This window comes from Burkholderia sp. AcTa6-5 (genome assembly GCF_017815075.1).
GTDB classification, from domain to species: domain Bacteria; phylum Pseudomonadota; class Gammaproteobacteria; order Burkholderiales; family Burkholderiaceae; genus Burkholderia; species Burkholderia sola.
In genome coordinates, this window is record NZ_JAGIQE010000008.1 from 191776 (window position 1) to 209750 (window position 17975).

General features: G+C 67.0%; 17 protein-coding genes. 7 read left to right on the plus strand and 10 right to left on the minus strand.

The genetic code is table 11. The annotated features are described in order from the left end of the window. Positions 1-10 precede the first annotated feature (10 nt). Together J8I33_RS13595 and J8I33_RS13600 are read left to right on the plus strand one after the other, a co-directional pair. Complete coding sequence (locus tag J8I33_RS13595) at positions 11-952, plus strand: ABC transporter substrate-binding protein (protein WP_209925497.1); 942 nt, start codon at positions 11-13, stop codon at positions 950-952. A gap of 142 nt (positions 953-1094) precedes the next feature. After that, positions 1095-2033 (plus strand): carbohydrate kinase, encoded by a 939-nt coding sequence (locus tag J8I33_RS13600; RefSeq protein ID WP_050012686.1) that lies wholly within the window; start codon positions 1095-1097, stop codon positions 2031-2033. A gap of 22 nt (positions 2034-2055) precedes the next feature. Here J8I33_RS13600 and J8I33_RS13605 read toward each other — a convergent pair whose 3' ends face one another. The 3 genes from J8I33_RS13605 to J8I33_RS13615 all read right to left on the minus strand — a co-directional run bounded on the left by J8I33_RS13605 (position 2056) and on the right by J8I33_RS13615 (position 5114). After that, complete coding sequence (locus J8I33_RS13605) at positions 2056-3795, minus strand: SulP family inorganic anion transporter (protein ID WP_209936862.1); 1740 nt, start codon at positions 3793-3795, stop codon at positions 2056-2058. A 24-nt stretch (positions 3796-3819) separates the two neighbouring features. Continuing rightward, positions 3820-4446: a ParB-like protein gene (locus J8I33_RS13610; RefSeq protein WP_209936870.1), complete on the minus strand. Its 627-nt coding sequence runs from the start codon at positions 4444-4446 to the stop codon at positions 3820-3822. A 125-nt stretch (positions 4447-4571) separates the two neighbouring features. Further along, on the minus strand, positions 4572-5114 hold the full coding sequence (locus tag J8I33_RS13615) for a GNAT family N-acetyltransferase (protein ID WP_209936878.1): 543 nt from the start codon (positions 5112-5114) through the stop codon (positions 4572-4574). Positions 5115-5395: 281 nt separating this feature from the next. Between J8I33_RS13615 and J8I33_RS13620 the strand changes: the two genes are divergently transcribed. The 4 genes from J8I33_RS13620 (at position 5396) to J8I33_RS13635 (ending at position 10515) form a co-directional block, all read left to right on the plus strand. After that, positions 5396-6616 carry an MFS transporter gene (locus J8I33_RS13620; RefSeq protein WP_089488394.1) on the plus strand — a complete coding sequence of 407 codons (1221 nt, stop codon included), beginning with the start codon at positions 5396-5398 and terminating at the stop codon, positions 6614-6616. Positions 6617-6831: 215 nt separating this feature from the next. Beyond that, positions 6832-7656, plus strand: coding sequence for a TetR/AcrR family transcriptional regulator (locus J8I33_RS13625; RefSeq protein ID WP_050012514.1), 825 nt, complete (start codon positions 6832-6834; stop codon positions 7654-7656). A 157-nt stretch (positions 7657-7813) separates the two neighbouring features. Next, on the plus strand, positions 7814-9568 hold the full coding sequence (locus J8I33_RS13630) for an AMP-binding protein (RefSeq protein ID WP_050012513.1): 1755 nt from the start codon (positions 7814-7816) through the stop codon (positions 9566-9568). A 29-nt stretch (positions 9569-9597) separates the two neighbouring features. Next, a complete protein-coding gene (locus J8I33_RS13635; RefSeq protein ID WP_089488393.1) occupies positions 9598-10515 on the plus strand; it encodes a DUF1571 domain-containing protein in 918 nt (305 codons plus the stop codon). 27 nt (positions 10516-10542) lie between these two features. Here the strand turns inward: J8I33_RS13635 and J8I33_RS13640 are convergent, their stop codons facing one another. After that, positions 10543-10833 (minus strand): hypothetical protein, encoded by a 291-nt coding sequence (locus tag J8I33_RS13640; protein WP_089488641.1) that lies wholly within the window; start codon positions 10831-10833, stop codon positions 10543-10545. 295 nt (positions 10834-11128) lie between these two features. On the opposite strand from J8I33_RS13640, the gene hfq reads away from it, so the two are divergent. Continuing rightward, a complete protein-coding gene (gene hfq, locus J8I33_RS13645) occupies positions 11129-11698 on the plus strand; it encodes an RNA chaperone Hfq (protein WP_124556418.1) in 570 nt (189 codons plus the stop codon). An 83-nt stretch (positions 11699-11781) separates the two neighbouring features. Here the strand turns inward: hfq and J8I33_RS13650 are convergent, their stop codons facing one another. From J8I33_RS13650 to J8I33_RS13675, 6 genes are read right to left on the minus strand one after another with little or no spacing between them, the layout of a single operon-like run. Continuing rightward, positions 11782-12489 (minus strand): DUF2968 domain-containing protein, encoded by a 708-nt coding sequence (locus J8I33_RS13650; protein WP_124556376.1) that lies wholly within the window; start codon positions 12487-12489, stop codon positions 11782-11784. Positions 12490-12543: 54 nt separating this feature from the next. Then, a complete protein-coding gene (locus tag J8I33_RS13655; RefSeq protein ID WP_050012509.1) occupies positions 12544-13935 on the minus strand; it encodes a sigma-54 dependent transcriptional regulator in 1392 nt (463 codons plus the stop codon). 13 nt (positions 13936-13948) lie between these two features. Continuing rightward, a complete protein-coding gene (locus J8I33_RS13660) occupies positions 13949-15760 on the minus strand; it encodes a TadG family pilus assembly protein (RefSeq protein ID WP_050012508.1) in 1812 nt (603 codons plus the stop codon). A 12-nt stretch (positions 15761-15772) separates the two neighbouring features. After that, the gene (locus J8I33_RS13665; protein ID WP_209936885.1) at positions 15773-16093 is read right to left on the minus strand and encodes a DUF3613 domain-containing protein; all 321 of its coding nucleotides are present in this window, start codon (positions 16091-16093) and stop codon (positions 15773-15775) included. 23 nt (positions 16094-16116) lie between these two features. Then, entirely contained in the window at positions 16117-16944 is an 828-nt protein-coding gene (locus tag J8I33_RS13670) for a pilus assembly protein (RefSeq protein WP_209936893.1), read from the minus strand. A 29-nt stretch (positions 16945-16973) separates the two neighbouring features. Continuing rightward, positions 16974-17972: a type II secretion system F family protein gene (locus tag J8I33_RS13675; RefSeq protein ID WP_050012505.1), complete on the minus strand. Its 999-nt coding sequence runs from the start codon at positions 17970-17972 to the stop codon at positions 16974-16976. Between the last annotated feature and the right edge of the window lie 3 nt (positions 17973-17975).

The following is a 17975-nucleotide window of genomic DNA, read 5'->3' on the forward strand; positions in this document are numbered from 1 at the left end:
ACACAACGACATGTTCAAGCACACCGCCGCCCTGACCGCCGTCGCCTGCGCACTTGCCTTCAGCGCCGCCGCCCATGCAGCCGACAAGCCGCTGAAATCGATCGGCGTCACGGTCGGCTCGCTCGGCAACCCGTACTTCGTCACGATCGTGAAAGGCGCCGAAGCGCGCGCGAAGCAGCTCAACCCGAATGCGAAGGTCACGGCCGTCTCGGCCGACTACGACCTGAACAAGCAGTTCACGCAGATCGACAACTTCATCTCCGCGCACGTCGACATGATCCTGCTCAACGCGACCGATCCGAAGGCGATCGAGCCGGCGGTGAAGAAGGCGCAGGCAGCCGGCATCACGGTCGTCGCGGTGGACGTCGCGGCGGCCGGCGCGAATGCGACCGTGCAGACCAACAACGTGAAGGCCGGCGAACTCGCGTGCGACTACCTCGCGAAGAAGCTGAACGGCAAGGGCAACGTGATCATCGAGAACGGCCCGCAGGTGTCGGCCGTGATCGATCGCGTGAACGGCTGCAAGGCCGTGCTCGCGAAAAACACCGGCATCAAGCTGCTGTCGAGCGACCAGGACGGCAAGGGCTCGCGCGAAGGCGGGATGAACGCGATGCAGGGCTACCTGACGCGCTTTCCGAAGCTCGACGGCGTGTTCACGATCAACGACCCGCAGGCGATCGGCACCGATCTCGCGGCGAAACAGCTGAACCGTCCGAACATCGTGATCACGTCGGTCGACGGCGCGCCCGACATCGAGGTCGCACTCAAGTCGAATACGCTCGTGCAGGCGTCGTCGAGCCAGGATCCGTGGGCGATGGCGCAGCAGGCCGTCAACGTCGGCTACGGGATCATGAACGGCCAGAAGCCGGCCAACCCGATGATCCTGATCGAGCCGACGCTCGTCACACGCGACAACGTGAAGGCCTACAAGGGCTGGAGCGCCCCACGCTGATCGCGGCGAGCGCGCCGCCCGCCCGCGACGCCGGGCGGTGGCGGGCCGCGTCGCCGCGCGCGACGGCCCGTACTGCCCGACCGTTCAGATTCAGATCAACCGCCGTACGGCCGCGCGCGACGCCGCGGCACAAGGTTTCAACATGACGACGACGTTTCCCCGCCTGATCGTGTTCGGCGAAGCGCTGACCGATTTCATCCGCGACGATGCAAACCACTGGCACAGCATCGCCGGCGGCTCGTGCTGGAACGTCGCGCGCGTCGGCGCGCGACTCGGCGTGCCGACGGCCTTCGCCGGCACGGTCAGCCGCGACACCTTCGGCGACGAGCTGATGCGCAAGAGCGCCGACGCGGGGCTCGACATGCGCTTCATCCGGCAGGTCGACCGCGCGCCGCTGCTCGCGATGGTCGTATCGAAGCAGCCGCCCGACTATTTCTTCATCGGCGAAAACAGCGCCGATCTCGCGTTCGATCCGGCCGACTTGCCGGCCGGCGCGTTCGACGCGGCCGACATCGTGCACGTCGGCTCGCTCGGCGTCGTGCGCGAACCGCTCGCGTCGCGCCTGATCGCGCTCGCGCAGGCCGCGCGCGCGGCCGGCAAGCGCATCTCGTTCGATCCGAACTTCCGCGCGCCGATGGCCGCACCGTCGTATCGCGACACGCTGCGCCGGTTGACCGCGCTCGCCGATTGGATCAAGGTATCCGACGAGGATTTGCGTGGGCTGTTTCCGGAACTCGACGAAGCAGCCGCGCTCGCGCAACTGCGCACGTGGGCGCCCGACGCGACGATGCTCGTCACGCGCGGCGCGGCCGGCATGCAACTGCTGCATCGCGATACCGTGCTGTTCCAGCCTGCGTTCCCGACTGAAGTCGCCGATACGGTCGGCTGCGGCGATGCGAGCATCGGCGGCTGGCTCGCGAGCCAGCTTGCGCGGCCCGATGCGTCGGCCGCCGAGCATCTGCGCCACGCGGCCGCGTGCGCGGCCGTGGCGTGTGAACATGCGGGCGCCTATGCGCCGACGGCTGCGGAAGTGGCCGACATGATCGAGCGCACCGCCGCCGGCGCCGCGCTTTCGCCATAGACGGCGCCGACGCGCCGCGCCGTCACGCGGCGCTCGTGCCTTCGCTGCCGCCGCTGCCGTTCGGCGGCCTGCCCGCCTGCAACAGTTGCAGGCTCTCGTCGACGCTCAGCTCCGACATCACGTCGGCGTGCAGCGTACCGTCCGCCGCGCGGCGCAGCGCATGCAGTGCGTGCACCTTGAGTCGCACGAGCGCGAGCCGCAGCCCGCGCGCCGCGCATTCGGCCGCGAACGTGCGCAACGATTCGATCGTCGTGCCGTCGACATCCGGCGTTTCCTCGAGACTCACCATCACGGTATGCGTGTCCGGCGCGGTCTTCAGCAGCGCCCGCACGCGATTGAGCATTCGGTCCGCGTTCGCGAAGAACAACTGCGCCTCGGGCCGCACGATCAGCACGCCCGGCACCGATTTCGCCTCGGCATGGCTCGCGACGTCGACGAAATCGTGGCTGTCGCGCAGCCGGCCGAGCACGCTGACGTTCGGCTCGGACAGCTTGCGCAGCGTCAGCAGCAGGCTCACGCCGATGGCCGCGAGCAGCCCGTGCAGCACGCCGAGCACGAGCACCGCGAGCAGCGCCGCGATCACGACGAGCCGGTCGCGATGCCACGCCCAGTACGGCCGGAACACGGACGGATGCAGCGAATGGCTGACGGCGAAGATCACGATCGCCGCGAGCACCGGCTCGGGCGTGCGCGCGAGCTGCGGCAGCAGCAGCCAGACGATCAGCGCGACCACGCCCGCCGCCCACAGGCCGGCCACGCGCGATTGCGCACCGGCCGCCTCGTTCGCCGACGTCGCCGAATAGCCGGCGCCGACCGGCATCCCATGCAGCAGGCCCGACACGAGGTTCGCGCAGCCGAGCGCGACGAGGTCGCGGTTCGGCGATACGGTATCGCCGTGCTTCAGCGCGAAATTGCGGATCGATCCGTACGATTCCGCGTACAGGATCAGCATCAGCGCGAATGCGAGCTCGACCGTCTGCATCCACGCATTGCGATCGAGATGCGGCAAGCCGAATTCGAGGTGCCGGAAGTCGATATGGCCGACGATCGCGATGCCGTACCGCTGCCAGTCGACCGCATAACTCGCCGCGATCGACAGCACGATCACGACGAGCGTCGCGGGCACGCGCGAGCGGCGCCCGAGCACGAACAGTAGCGCGAGCGCGGTCGCGCCGAGCACGACGCTCGCGAGATTCGCATGCGGCGCGCCGGCGAGCAGGTCGAGCGCGACGTGCGGCGCGTCGCTGTGCTGCACGGCAATCGCGAGAATCTTCGGCAGCTGCTTGATGACGATCGTCAGCGCGAGACCGAACGTGAAGCCGCGCAGCACAGGCCGCGCGACGAAATCCGACATGCCGCCGAGCCGCGCGACGCCGGCCAGGATGAACAGCACGCCCGTCATCGCGACGAGCGCCGCCGCCAGCGCGAGCTGCGCGGCCAGCGCCATCCCCGATTCGGCGAGCACGGTCGCGGCGAGCACCGCGGCCGACGACGACGTCGACGACACGATCGCGAAGCGGCTGCTGCCCGTCAGCGCATAGACGACGAGCCCCGACAGCAGCGCGATCAGGCCGGCCTGCGGCGGCAGATTGGCGAGCCCCGCATACGCGACCGCCTCGGGAATCAGCAGGCCGGCAATCGACAGGCCGGCGAGCGCATCGAGGCCGATGCGCCGCGTGCGCGGCGCGGGCGGCGCGTCGAGCGTCGCGAAATGGTCCGGATGTTGCGGGCCGGCGTCGGGGCGGATCGGGGCGATCGTCATGAGGCGGTGCGCGTCGTGCGCCGGTCAGGGTTTGACGGCAATCACGCCCGACCAGCCGGGCAGATAGCGCGCATCCTGCTCGTGCGCGCGATGCAGCGCGACGTCGAGCGCCTTCGCGAAGTTCTTGCGGATCTGGTCGAGCGTCACGTGCTGGCGCAGATAGTCGGCCCACAGGAATTCGCTGAACGGCGTCGCGTCCTTCGCATAGCCGCCCGCCGTGCGCAGCTCGCCGGCGAGGCTGCGGTACGGATCGTCCTCGAGGCCCGTCAGCGCCTTCGGCAAATGCGCATAGTCGCGCCGCGAGCCGTCCGGGCCGAACGGATGCACCCACTGGTTGTGTTCCATCATCCGCCAGAAGATCGTGTCGTCGAGCCACGACAGATCCTTCAGCAGCATCGCGTTCACGCGCGCCTCGCCCTCCTCGATCAGCGCGAGGCCGAGATGATGATGATCGGTGATGTAGTGCAGCCCGCCCGGGCCGAGCACGGCCGGGAACCAGTGCGATTCGATCGCGGCCTTGCGGGCGCGCCGGTTCAACGCCTTCCAGTGCTTGCGCTTCGCCTTCACTTCGCGATAGCCGACCGTCATCTGGGTCGGACGCAGCGCGTCGAGCCTGACGGGAATGAGATGAACGTCGTTGCCGAGTGTCATGGTCGTACCCCATGTAGCGAAATTCCGGCAACGATACTCCGGATCGCGCGCGCCGTTAATCCGTCATCGTCTTGATCCGCGTTCGGTCGACGATCCGCGACGCCCGCTGCCTGCACGACGCCGCGCTACGCGCGCAAATCGTTGCGTTCGAGACGATGCCGGATGTAGGGAATGCCGTCGTGCACGATGCTCACGCGCCGCATTCCGAGCTTGCGCGCCACGTTCAGCGAGCCGCTGTTGGCCTCCGCGATATCGGCGATCACGCGCGGCAGGCGCACGGTGTCGAACGCGTGCCGCACGACGGCCGCCGCGGCTTCGCTCGCGATGCCGCGCCCCCACGTCGCACGCACGAGCCGCCAGCCGATCTCGACGTCGCGCGACCCGTCCTTGTAGTCGGGGATCAGCAGGATCCAGCCGATGAACACCTCGGGCGCGGCCTTCTCGAAGATCGACCAGTAGCCGAGACCGGGCGGATAGTCGCGCGTGATTCGGTGCGTGACGAAGCGGCGATGCTCGACGGGGTCGTGCCACGGGCCCGCGATGTGGCGAGTGACCTCGGGATCGCGATCCATCTCGATGCACGCATCGAGATCGGCCAGCACGCGCGGACGCAGCCACAGCCGCGCGGTTTCGAGCACGGGCAATGGGTCGGCGGAACGGTCGTTCATCGGGACTCCTGATTCGGTGGCGATGCGCAGCGCGCGCATTACAGAACTTATACAAAAAGCCTTCCGGAATGATACAGAGTCCGGTCGCGCGCCTCGCGCGGCTCCGTTTCCATTTCCGAAACAGTGCATTTCGTAGGGATTATTCCCGATTCGCGGCTATCGCGCCCCACCTCGCGCGGCACGCAAGCCTACACTCGATCAAGTGCCCCGCGCCGCGCGCGAGCCGGGCCGGCATCCGCATGCAGAATCGCGAGCGCGCAAGCCAACGAGGAGACCCGCACATGAGCTGGACCCGCGAGCAACGCAACGTCACGATCGCCGCCTATCTGGGCTGGACGCTCGATGCGTTCGACTTTTTCCTGATGGTTTTCGTGCTGAAGGACATCGCCGCGGAATTCGCGTCGACGATCCCCGCCGTCGCGTTCGCGCTCACGCTGACGCTCGCGATGCGACCGCTCGGCGCGCTGATCTTCGGCCGGCTCGCCGACCGCTTCGGTCGCCGCCCGACGCTGATGGTCAACATCGCATGCTATTCGCTACTCGAACTCGCGTCGGGTTTCGCGCCGAGCCTGACCGCGCTGCTCGTGCTGCGCGCGCTGTTCGGCATCGCGATGGGCGGCGAATGGGGCGTCGGCTCCGCGCTGACGATGGAAACCGTGCCGACCCACGCGCGCGGCCTCGTGTCCGGGCTGCTGCAGGCCGGCTACCCGAGCGGCTATCTGCTCGCGTCGGTCGTGTTCGGCCTGTTCTACCAATACATCGGCTGGCGCGGGATGTTCATGGTCGGCGTGCTGCCCGCGCTGCTCGTGCTGTACGTCCGCGCACACGTGCCCGAATCGCCGGCCTGGAAACAGATGGAGAAGCGCGCGCGCCCGAGCCTCGGCGCCACGCTGAAACAGAACTGGAAGCTCACGATCTACGCGATCGTGCTGATGACCGCGTTCAACTTCTTCTCGCACGGCACGCAGGATCTCTATCCGACCTTCCTGCGCGAACAGCACCACTTCGATCCCCATACCGTGTCGTGGATCACGATCGTGCTGAACATCGGCGCGATCGTCGGCGGGCTGTCGTTCGGCGCGATCTCGGAGCGGATCGGCCGGCGCCGCGCGATCTTCATCGCCGCGCTGATCGCGCTGCCCGTGCTGCCGCTGTGGGCGTTCTCCAGCGGCGCGATCGCGCTCGCCGCCGGCGCGTTCCTGATGCAGATCTCGGTACAGGGCGCATGGGGCGTGATACCGGTTCACCTGAACGAGATCTCGCCCGACGAGATCCGCGCGACCTTCCCCGGCGTCGTCTACCAGCTCGGCAACCTGCTCGCGTCGGGCAACGCGACGATGCAGGCGTCGCTCGCCGTGTCGAACCACGACAATTACGGCTTCGCGCTCGCGCTCGTGGCCGGCATCGTCGCCGTCGCGATCGCCGTGCTGATCCTGTTCAGCCGCGAGCGGCGCGGCATCGACATGACGCAATCGGTCAATACGCGTACCACTACCGGGTGACCCCGCACGTTGCGGCACCGCGTCATCGCGCGCGCCGCGCCCCGCCGGGCGCGGGCGCCGTGCTTTCCGCACCCGCACATCGAACTAGAGGAATTGATCCAGATTCCGCGCTTGCCCGGTCCGCCCGCGATTTTTTATCTTAATAAAAACGACTGTTTGAATCAGATAATCAAATCACCAGTTCGCGGCCGGGAAACCGGCATGGGAGGCGGAACATGGCAGTAAGTCAGGAGGGGCGGCCATCCGCGGGACGGCCGTCGGGGGCACGGTCATCCGGCACGCGGCAGACCGGCGGGACGAAGGCGCGCATTCTCGATGCGGCCGAGGACCTGTTCATCGAACATGGCTTCGAAGCGATGTCGATGCGGCAGATCACGTCGCGCGCGACGGTCAATCTCGCCGCGGTCAACTACCACTTCGGCAGCAAGGAAGCGCTGATCCACGCGATGCTGTCGCGCCGGCTCGACCAGCTGAACCAGGAACGCCTCGGCATCCTCGACCGCTTCGATGCGCAGCTCGGCACGCACATCACCTGCGAGCACGTGCTCGGCGCGATGTTCATTCCGGCGCTGAAGGCATCGCGCAACCCCGAACGCGGCGGGCCCGGGTTCCTGCGGCTGATCGGCCGCGCGTACACCGATCCTTCGCCGTTCGTGCGCAACTTCCTGACCGCGCATTACGCGAGCGTCGCGGGCCGCTTCTTCGACGCGTTCCAGCGCGCGCTGCCGCACCTGCCGCGCACCGAGCTCGGCTGGCGGCTGCACTTCGCGATCGGCGCGCTGTCCGGCGCGCTCGCGGGCGCCGAAACGGAAAGCCTGATCGACGAATTCTCGCAAGGCCGCACGATGAACGACGTGCAGATGATCGCGCGGCTGTCGTCGCTGATCGTCGCCGCGCTGAAGGCGCCGATGCCCGACAGCGCTCAACTGTCGATCTTCGCGGCCGTACTCGACGACGCGGGCGCAAGCGAAGCGTTCGGGCTGCCGCAGTCGTGCCCGACGACGACCGCCGAGGCTACGACACTGCATTCCACGAACTGAGCGCGCGAGGCCACGCGCGGCTTCCTGTTCACGATTTGATTGATACGCGCGGTCGGGCGCGGCGTCGAGACGCCCGCGTCGACCCGCCGCGAAGCACGGGGCATGGGCAGGCGCTGACGCGCGGGCCCTCGCCGAGAGCCAAGACCGGAGACACGTCATGTCATCTTCCGCAGCACCCACCTCGGCCCAACTTCCGCCGAACACCGACGCCGTCTGGTACGCGTCGTACCCGCCCGGCGTTCCGCACGAGATCGACGTCACGCAATACGCGTCGCTCGTGCAGTTCTTCGACGAATGCACGACCCGCTTCGCCGAGCGCGTCGCCTACGTGAGCGCCGGCGCGTCGATGACCTACCGCACGCTCGCGCAGAAGGTCGACGCATTCGCGTCGTATCTGCAAAGCGTCGGCGTGAAGCCCGGCGACCGTGTCGCGATCATGCTGCCGAACACGTTCCAGTATCCGGTCGCGCTGTTCGGCACGCTGAAGGCCGGCGCGATCGTCGTCAACGTGAACCCGCTCTACACCGCGCGCGAACTCGCGCATCAGTTGAAGGACAGCGGCGCGCAGACGATCGTCGTGTTCGAGAACTTCGCGCGCACGCTGCAGGACGCGCTGCCGGAAACGCAGGTGAAGCACATCGTCGTCACCGCGCTCGGCGACCTGCTCGCCGACGGCCTCAACGCGAAAGGCCGTCTGATCAATTTCGTGCTGAAGCACGTGAAGAAGCTCGTGCCGGACTACCACCTGCCGCAGGCGATCCGGCTGCGTTCCGCGCTCGCGCTCGGCGCGCGCGGCAAGCCGCAACCGGTGCAGATCACGCGCGACGATCTCGCGTTCCTGCAGTACACGGGCGGCACGACCGGCGTCGCGAAAGGCGCGATGCTCACGCACGGCAACCTGATCGCGAACCTGCTGCAGGCGAAGGCCTGGATCGCCGACCAGGTGTCGGGCGACGTCGAGACCGTGCTCACGCCGCTGCCGCTCTATCACATCTATTCGCTGACGGTGAACGCGTTCATCTTCATGGGGCTCGGCGGGCGCAACATCCTGATCGCGAACCCGCGCGACATGAAGATGGTGATGAAGATCATCCGCCACGAGACGTTCACGGGCATCACCGGCATCAACACGCTGTACAACGCGTTCCTCGACAACGAGGAATTCCGCAAGCGCGACTTCTCGAAGCTCAAGCTCGCGATGGCGGGCGGGATGGCGATGCAGCGCGCGGTCGCCGAGCGCTTCCAGCAGGTGACGGGCCGGCCGGTGGTCGAAGGCTACGGCCTCACCGAGTGCTCGCCGATCGTCACGATGAATCCCGTGGACCTGAACGACATGGCCGCGTTCAGCGGTTCGATCGGGCTGCCCGCGCCGTCGACCGTCGTGCGCTTTCGCCGCGAGGACGGCACCTGGGCCGCGATCGGCGAGCCGGGCGAGCTGTGCGTGCACGGCCCGCAGGTGATGCGCGGCTACTGGCAGCGCCCCGACGAGACGGCGAAGGTGATCGACGCCGACGGCTGGCTCGCCACCGGCGACATCGGCGTGATGGACGAGCGCGGCTTCATCCGCCTGATCGACCGCAAGAAGGACATGATCCTCGTGTCGGGCTTCAACGTGTATCCGAACGAGATCGAGGAAGTGCTCGTGATGCATCCCGGCATCAGCGAAGCCGCGGCGATCGGCATTCCCGACGAGGTCCAGGGCGAACGGATCAAGGTGTTCGTCGTGCGGCGCGACCCGTCGCTGACGGCCGAGGACGTGCTCGCGCACTGCCGCAAGAACCTGACCGGCTACAAGATGCCGAAATTCGTCGAGTTCCGCGACGCGCTGCCGCAGACGAATGTCGGCAAGATCCTGCGCCGCGCGCTGCGCGACGAGGAACTCGCCAAACTCAAGGCCGCGAAGCAAGGCTGAACGATCCATCGCTCCGGGAGACGCCGTCGATGAACGAACGAATGAAACGCCGCGCGCGGCATGCCGCCGTGGCGACCGTCGCGTGCGCGCTGGCGCTCGCGCAAGCCGCGCTGCATGCGCAGGAAACGGCCGGCGCCGCGAGCGCGGCGCAGGCGGCCGCGCTGCCGGCGGAGCTCGCGAAGGTCACGCACGAGCCGGTTGCGCAACAGGCGCGCTGGCTGCGCACGGCGGCCCAGCGCGGCACGCTCGCGCAGCTCGACGACACGACGCTCACAGCGCTCTTCAAGGCGCTCGATCCGCTCGCCGTGCCGCTCTATATCCGTCACGGCCCGAACGGCTATCCGTCCTACCAGTTCACGATGGTGCGCCAGGAGCGCATCAGCGGAAAATGGCCCGACACGCCCGATCGCATGCTCGTGAAGACGACCCGCGAGCCGCTGCGCCTGTATGCGAAATGGCTGCCGGGCGGCGCGCATGCCGGACAGGAGACGATCTACGACACGACGCAGCGCAAGGACGAGATGTACGGCCACCTCGGCGGCCTGCTCGGCAAGATTCCGCTGTGGACGGCGATCGACGGCGCGCTCGCGCGCGCCCAGTCGAATCATCAGGTGAAGGATCTCGGCACCGAGTTCATCGCGAACCTGTACCTGACCGAAGGGAAGAAATACGTGGAAGCCGGCGTGCAGCGGCCGACCGACGTGGAGGCCCGGACGATCGACGGCGTGCGCGTCGTCGCACTCACCTACGAAACGCCGACCGGCCGGCCGCAGTTCTATGCGAAAAAGGAAGTGCTGGGGCTCGACCTGCACGCCCCCTATTTCCGAACCGTCGAATCCTATGACAACGACGGCAGGATCTTCGAGCGGATCGTCATCGAGAAAATCGCGCCGACGCCCCTCGACGACACCGCATTCGACCCGAAAAATCCGGATTACGCGTTCTGACGCGCGTCGGCGCGGCTCACCGCGGGTTCAATCGTCATCGTCGTCGTGGTGACGATGCCAGTGCTTGTAATAGTGCTTGCGCCACTTGCGGTAGCGGTCGTCGTCGTCATCGCCGTAATAGCCATACCCGTAGCCCGGATAGGCGACGACGGCGGGCTGCGGCGCTACATAGACCGGCGCCGGCTCGACATAGACCGGTGCTACCGGCGCGACCGGTACGCCGATGCCGACCGACAGATCCACACGCCCCGCCATTGCACTGCCGGAAACGAGCAACGCCATGCTCCCGATCACCACTGCGACTTGCCTCTTGTTCATGCTCCGCATCCCTGATAAGCCGGCCCGCCCGGCTCGCGCGACCAATGTAAGCGCGGCGCGCGCACCGAGGTGATACGGGGCTGCGAGAGTCGTAACGCAGCGTAACGAAACGGCTTCGGCCGTTCGGCCTAATCGCGAAAATGCGCCGGAACGTCTATAGTGGGTTACGGTTCGACACAATCGCGACTGCGCGCTCCCCTATCGAACAGGGTAGAATTCCGCCAAACGCCTTGTGGACGAACACGCCACACACACGCACAACATATTCTCTGACGCAGGCTCCTGCCGCACCTCAATGGCCAATCCCGCAGAATCCCATCCGCAAAACGACTTCATCAATTCGGCGCGCAAGGAACGTAAGCGTGTTGAAATCTATCTCGTCAACGGCATTCGTCTGACGGGATGTATCGAGTCGTTCGACCAGTATCTGGTGATGCTGCGCACCCCCGTGGGTCTGCAAGGCATCTACAAGCGCGCGATTTCCACGATCCAGCTCGATACGGGCGGCTCGCGGCCCGGCGGCGGCGGCCCCCGCGGCCCGCGCACCGGCGGTCGCCCCGGCGGCCGTGAAGGCGGCGGTCACAGCCCGTACGGCTCGCACGGCGGCCCGCGCGAATCGCGCGGCGACGGCGGCTACAGCTCTCGCGAGCCGCGTGAAGGCTACGGTTCGCGCGAACCGCGTGAGGGTTACGGCTCGCGTGAGCCGCGCGAAGGCTACGGCGCTCCGCGTGAACCCCGCGAAAGCTACGGCGCGCCGCGCGACACCGGCGACGCATCCGGCAACGCCGCGCCGTCGGATTCCCGCGGCGGCAACGGGCCGGTCATCGTGACGCGGCGCCGGCGAATCGTGCCGGACGGCCAGTAAAACAAAAGGGCAAGCCAACCGGCTTGCCCTTTTCACTGGTACGGCCAGCGCGGCACGTCGCCGCACCGCCGCCGCGACCGGGTTCAGCGTGCCGTCGTCGGCAGGCCCGCGTTGGCCTCTCGCTGCAACGAACGCACCTGCTGCTGCAATGCCCGCAGTTGCGACTGAAGTTGAGCCTGTTGCGCCTGCAGCGTCGCCGTTTCGCTCCGCACGCTCTTCTGGCGATCCGCCACCGCCGCCTGCTGCTGGCGGGCGATCGAGATGTCCGCCTGCAGACGCCGCGCGCGGTCCTGCACGACTTCGATCTGCTTGTCCATCTGCGCCTTCTGCGATTCCAGCTTCGCCGCGCGCAGTTCGTCGACGGCCAGCCGCTCGGCCTGGTGCGAGAAATCGCGATAGATCGCTTCCGCCCGCGCTTCGTTGTAAGTCTTGATCACGCGCCAGAACGCCTTTTGCTGAAACAGCGCGACGAAATACGCACCGTCCTTGACGTTGAACAGCAGGCTCGCGCCGTAGCTGCCGTTGTAGCTCGTGCGCATTTCCGTCAGCGAATGCGCCTGGATCTGGCGCTGCAAATCGTCGACCGTGCTCGGCCCCGTCGACTCGCCGGCCTGCGGCTGCGCCGACGTCGGTGCCTGCGAATCGATCACCGGAATCGCGGCCACCGGCGCCGACGCCGGCTGCACCGCCGACGGATCGCTGCCTGCCAGCCCCTGCGCGAACGCGCCTTGCATGCCTCCTACCAGGGCGAGCAATACGCTCACCCGCCCCAACCCCGTCATATGGCTCATGAAGTTTTATTCCCGCGCGGATCGTTGTCATTCCACGCGATTTTATCTCATTAATTACTCGCTTTCGCGGGTCTCGGGCTCTTCGTCGAAGATCTGGTACTTGCGCATTTTTTCCCACAACACCTTGCGGCTGATGCCGAGCTGCTGGGCCGTGTCCTGACGCCGCCAACCGTTGGCGTCGAGCGCGGCGATCACACGGTTACGCTCGTTCATGTCCCACTTGCTGCGATCGACGAACACCTCGGCCGCACTCTCCGCCGGCACCGGCTGGGCCGAGCTGCGTGCGTGCGCGATCAGCCGCTGCAGCCGCGCGGCATCCCAGCCGCCCGTCTGCCGCACCGTCACGCCGACGCGCTCGGCGAGGTTGCGCAGTTCGCGCACGTTGCCGGGGAAATAGCTGTCCGCCACCGAATCCGTGAGCCAGTACGGCAGGTCCGACAACTCGGCGAGCCGCTCCTCGCCGACCACCTGGGCGACGAACGACTTGAACAGCGCGATCTTGTCCACCGCACCGCGCTCTTCCAGCGACGGAATGCTCAGCTCGATCACCGCGAGCCGGTAATAGAGGTCCGCGCGGAACAGCCCTTCCTTCACGAGCTGCGGCAGCTTCTTGTTGCTCGCCGCGACCAGACGGAAATCGACCTTGACCGGCGCCGTCGCGCCGACGCGCAGCACCGCGCCATCCTCGAGCACGCGCAGCAGCTTGACCTGCTGGTACAGCGGCAGATCGCCGACTTCGTCGAGGAACAGCGTGCCGCCGGCCGCCTGCTCGAAATAGCCTTTATGCGCAACAACCGCGCCCGTGAACGACCCTTTCGCATGGCCGAAGAACAGCGATTCGAACAGGCCATCCGGAATCGCGCCGCAGTTCACCGGCACGAACTCGCCGTGCCGATAGCGGGAATGCTTTTCGTGCAGCAGTTGCGCGATGCGCTCCTTGCCGACGCCGGTTTCGCCGTGCAGCAGCACGTTGGTGTCGCAGTCGGCGAACGTATCGACTTCGTGCAGCAGCGCCTGCATCGATTCGGAGTGCGCGACGAGTTCCGACGGCTGCAACGTTTCGGCGGCGTGCGCGCGCAGTTGCGTGACGAGCTTGCCGATCATGCCGCGCAGTTCCGCGCACGTGAAGTCGAGCGGCAGGATGTGCGAGTACTCGGGCGGATACTGCGACGCGTCGTGGTCGCGCGCCGCGCCGACCCAGACGACCGGCATGCCGATATTGGCCTGCCAGTCGCGCAGGAATGCCGCGCCGCCTTCGATCATCGTCACGCTGATGATCGCGAGCGACCGCCGCATCGCGGCGCGCTCGGGCGAGACCGTCGCGTTGTCGGCGCGGATCACTTCGACGTCGAAGCTCGCCATGCACCGGGCGACGCGGTCGACGATGTCCGCCTTGCCTTCCCAGACGTACAGGTCGAGCTCTTCGATTGCGGGCGTATTTCTCATCTGATCTGCTTCTTCAGTAAACCGTTTGGGCGACCCCGCAATTGAGCGAGATCTGATGGACCGTCGCCGCACCGACCTGGACGCCGAGGAGATTCAGCAGCGGAACGAGGACTGCGTCGAGACTCGACAGGAGCGGGCCGAGCAGGCCGGTCAAAAACGTGAGCAATGTGGAGACGAAGTTCCCCGGGACCGTCAGGACGTTGGCGCCGAACAGGCCGAGGTTGACGGTGATATTCGCAGCCGCGAGTTGCGTCAAAGCCGAGCTAAGCGCCGAACCGAGCGCATTCGAGTTCACCGTCCAGTAATTCGCATCGATCCCCGGTACGCCACTGAACGTATGCGATTGGGACGCGCCTTGGACCTGAACCGATATGTTGGACATGGAAACTGTCAACTGGGCCAGCCCGAGAACATTGGAGTTGATGATCTGTGCAGGCGACGTACAGCTGTAATTCGACGACAGGCTGATCTTGCCGGATGAATCGAGCGGCGGCTTGCCGATGCACAGATTGGCCACGCCCGGTTGGGCGGTAATGACGGCCGTGCTTGCCGCCTGCGTGGAAGCGCATTGCGTCGAGTTCAATGTGGCGGTGCCGGTACCGGCCTGAAGATAAATCGGCAAATTGACATCGACCTTCACGTTCAGCAACGCCAGCAAAGCGCCCAGCAGCGGCAACTGCGCCGTCCCAAGATAGACATTCAGATACACACCCACCGCCGCCGTCGACGCCTTCGTCCGCCACGTTCCCGTCGCCGGATCCTTCCCACCCTCGCCGACACCGATCGACGGCGGGCTGATGATCTGCACCTGCAACTGCGTCCCCGTCAGCCCGCCGAGATTCACCGACGGCACGTTAACCGCGACCGCCGGCTTGCCCGTTGCCGCGATCTCCGCACCGACCATCAGCAGATCAAGCAGATCCACCTGCGCGTTGAGCGCCGCCTGCGTATCCGCGAGCGCGACGTTCAGCAACCCGCCCGCGCCGCCGAGACCGATCGACGTGCCCGGAACGTTCGCGTTCAGAATCGCTTGCAGCGTCGCAATGCTCGCCTGCAGGCTTGCGTTCGCGACGGCCGTCTTCGTGGCCGCGTTCACCATCAACTGGATCAGTTGCGGCAACGTGAGCTTCAGCGCGAGCAGTTGATCGACCGTGCCGACGCCCGCCGCCACAACGAGATCGCCGACCGTCACGTTCGTGCACGCCAGCGCTTGATACGATGCGATGTTCAGGTTCAGGTTGGCGCCCAGCAGCGCGCCGATCAGCCCGTTGACGAGCCCCGGATTGCCGGACGCCGGCGCGGATCCGCCCGCGCAACCGACCCCGCCGAGCGCGGCCAGGGTTGCACCAACCGAGAATGTATCGATGTTCGTCGAACGCGCGGTCGATACCGCGGATATCGTCTGCGGGGGTCCGACGAAGAAGAACGGCACCTGACGCCTGACGATCACCTTGGCCGCGTTCAACTGCGTGGCCCCGGATGTCGCGGCAGCGTAGTAGCTCGGTGACGGGTTGACCGACGTATCCCAACGGCCGCACTCGATGTTGATCGTGTCGCCGTTCGACGCGTTGAGCCCGTTCGACTGCGCATTGCTGGTCGCGGTGGCAGTCGGCTGCGAACAGGCGTCGTCCATCCTCTGCACGGCCGCGAGCGCGGCCATGTCGGCAATCCGCTGCACGTCCCGACGCTGGTAAAAGAGATTACCGACGCCAATGGCGCCAAGCGTCGTAATGGCGATCAGCGTCGCGATGATCGCCATCACCGAGAACGCGCCGCGCTGTCGTGACGCGCGACGGATCGTGCCGCCACTGTGCCGGATAGTCACCGTGGTGCTCCGTCAGCGCGCGAGATCGCCACCGGATAGTCCGCCGCTGCCGCCGCTACCGCCGCCCGCCGCCGACATCGTGCCGAACCACTGCGGAATCGGCGTCTTGAACGAGTCGATATAGCGCTGATAGGCAAACGTACCGGCGGCGCCATCGATCGGTTGCGGCGTGGCGGCCGCGCGGTTCGAGCGCTGCAGGTCGAGCAGCGCACTCGTCGCATGACCGATTTCGGCCGCCGGCGTGTCGCCTTGCGCATGCGCGACGCCCGCCCCCAGCGAGCAGGCGAACGCGATGCCCACGGCCCACACTCGGATTGAGGAAAGGTGAAACATGATGGCCTCCGTGAATATCGTCGTTATCGCGCGAAACGCTGCAGCAGCGGCACGGCAAGATCCAGATTGTCGCTGCTCGCCACCGACGGCACGGACACATTGGCCGGCGCATAGGCGGTGGCGCGTTGCTTCGCGCGCATCGCGGCCGCGACCTTCGTCTCGTCGTCTCGAATCTGGCCGCGCACCGCGGGCGACAGCTTCTGCTGATCCATCAGCCGCCGCGCGTCCTTCGCATGACCGGTCGCGAACAGGTAAAGCACGAAGTTGCTGAGAATCTTCGGGTTCTTCTGCTCGAGTTCGGCCGCCTTCAGCAGCGGCACGCGCGCGCCCGCCAGATCGCCTTCGCGCATCTTCGAATACGCGAGGTCGGACAACGTCGCCGCATCGGTCGGCGCAAGCGTCGTCGCCTGTTCGAGCTGCTGCGCGGCCAGCGCGAAATCGCCGCGGGCGCCGGCGGTCAGGCCCAGCCCGCGATAGCCGCGCGCGGCGAGCGGCGTCGTCAGCAATTGGGTATAGGCGGCCACGCCGGCGTCGTATTGGCCGGTCGCGCGCAATGCGTCGGCGCGCAGCAGGATCGTATCCGGCGATGCGCCATATTGCTTCTCGTACTGATCGATGTGCGCGAGCGACGCAAAATACAGCCCCTGCGCCTGCATCCGCTCGATCAGGCCCAGATACATGCCCGGCGTATCGGGCGTCGCATTCTTGTCGGCGGCGGCCTGCATCAGCGCGCCACGTTCGGCCTGCGCACCGATTCCGTATCCGGACTCCTTGAACATCGCGCACCCGCTGGCCAGCAACGCGCACGCCGTCGCGCCTGCAATCGTGCGAACCCACCCCAATCGATTCATCTTGTGTCGCTCCTTCCCCTCATGCCGCATCAGCGCTGAAACGCAGCGAGCGCGGACAGCACGGTCATGATCCCGGGCCCCGCGGTCACGATCAGCAGTGCCGGCAACAGCGTGACGATCATCACGCCGGTCATCTTCACCGTCAGGCGGCCGATCTGCTCGCGCAGCGTCGCGCGACGCCCTTCGCGCAGACGATCGCCGAATTGCTTCAGCGGCTCTTGCACCGCGCCGCCATGCTTGTCGACCTGAATCAGCAAACGCACGATCGCGCGCAGATCCTCGTTGTCGAAACTGTTCGTCAGGCGTTGCAGCGATTGCTCGCGCGTGCGCCCGGCCGCGAACTGCCGCTGCGCGACGCCGAGCTCCCACGACAGCACCGGCAGCATCGTCTGAAAATCGTGCGTGACGACCTGGATGCTCTGGTCGAGCGACAGGCCGACGCCCTGCAGCAGCCGCAACATGTCGACGAGCAGCGGCAGTTCGGCCCCGATGCTCTGCCGGCGCGCGGTCGCGCGCCGCCGCACGTAGATTTTCGGCAGCATGTAGCCGGTCACGAGCGCGACGGAGATCCACAACGGCCAGCGCGTCTGCTGCCCGCGGCCGATCAGGACCAGCACGGCGAGCGCAGGCAGCAGGATCGCGCAGACGATGCGCGCGCCGACGAACAGCGCTCTGGCGCGCACGTCGACGAAACCGCACTGCTCGAGCAACTGGCGGTCTTCGTCGGCGATCAGATACCGGCTGAAGCCGGTCTCGAGCCACCGCATCCCGACGTCTTCGAAGCGTTCGCGCAGCCCCGCGAAACGGACGCGCGGCGCGGCAGGCGCCGCCGCGTCGCGCGCGGGCTCGGTGGCACCGGCGCGCGCGGCGGCCGCTTCGATCGCCGCTGTCCGGCGATCGAGCGCATCCACCAGCGCGCGCTCGGCACGCTGCACGAGCACGATGCGAACGATCGCGAGCGCGGCGAGCAGCAGCACGCCGACCGATCCGAGCACCAGCGCAAGGGCGCCTAAACGGTTTGCATCCATCGA

Bases quoted from the DNA above. Each gene is read 5' to 3' on its own strand.
- J8I33_RS13595 (WP_209925497.1), top strand. From the start codon at position 11: ATGTTCAAGCACACCGCCGCCCTGACCGCCGTCGCCTGCGCACTTGCC.
- J8I33_RS13600 (WP_050012686.1), top strand. From the start codon at position 1,095: ATGACGACGACGTTTCCCCGCCTGATCGTGTTCGGCGAAGCGCTGACC.
- J8I33_RS13605 (WP_209936862.1), bottom strand. From the start codon at position 3,795: ATGACGATCGCCCCGATCCGCCCCGACGCCGGCCCGCAACATCCGGAC.
- J8I33_RS13610 (WP_209936870.1), bottom strand. From the start codon at position 4,446: ATGACACTCGGCAACGACGTTCATCTCATTCCCGTCAGGCTCGACGCG.
- J8I33_RS13615 (WP_209936878.1), bottom strand. From the start codon at position 5,114: ATGAACGACCGTTCCGCCGACCCATTGCCCGTGCTCGAAACCGCGCGG.
- J8I33_RS13620 (WP_089488394.1), top strand. From the start codon at position 5,396: ATGAGCTGGACCCGCGAGCAACGCAACGTCACGATCGCCGCCTATCTG.
- J8I33_RS13625 (WP_050012514.1), top strand. From the start codon at position 6,832: ATGGCAGTAAGTCAGGAGGGGCGGCCATCCGCGGGACGGCCGTCGGGG.
- J8I33_RS13630 (WP_050012513.1), top strand. From the start codon at position 7,814: ATGTCATCTTCCGCAGCACCCACCTCGGCCCAACTTCCGCCGAACACC.
- J8I33_RS13635 (WP_089488393.1), top strand. From the start codon at position 9,598: ATGAACGAACGAATGAAACGCCGCGCGCGGCATGCCGCCGTGGCGACC.
- J8I33_RS13640 (WP_089488641.1), bottom strand. From the start codon at position 10,833: ATGAACAAGAGGCAAGTCGCAGTGGTGATCGGGAGCATGGCGTTGCTC.
- hfq (WP_124556418.1), top strand. From the start codon at position 11,129: ATGGCCAATCCCGCAGAATCCCATCCGCAAAACGACTTCATCAATTCG.
- J8I33_RS13650 (WP_124556376.1), bottom strand. From the start codon at position 12,489: ATGAGCCATATGACGGGGTTGGGGCGGGTGAGCGTATTGCTCGCCCTG.
- J8I33_RS13655 (WP_050012509.1), bottom strand. From the start codon at position 13,935: ATGAGAAATACGCCCGCAATCGAAGAGCTCGACCTGTACGTCTGGGAA.
- J8I33_RS13665 (WP_209936885.1), bottom strand. From the start codon at position 16,093: ATGTTTCACCTTTCCTCAATCCGAGTGTGGGCCGTGGGCATCGCGTTC.
- J8I33_RS13670 (WP_209936893.1), bottom strand. From the start codon at position 16,944: ATGAATCGATTGGGGTGGGTTCGCACGATTGCAGGCGCGACGGCGTGC.
- J8I33_RS13675 (WP_050012505.1), bottom strand. From the start codon at position 17,972: ATGGATGCAAACCGTTTAGGCGCCCTTGCGCTGGTGCTCGGATCGGTC.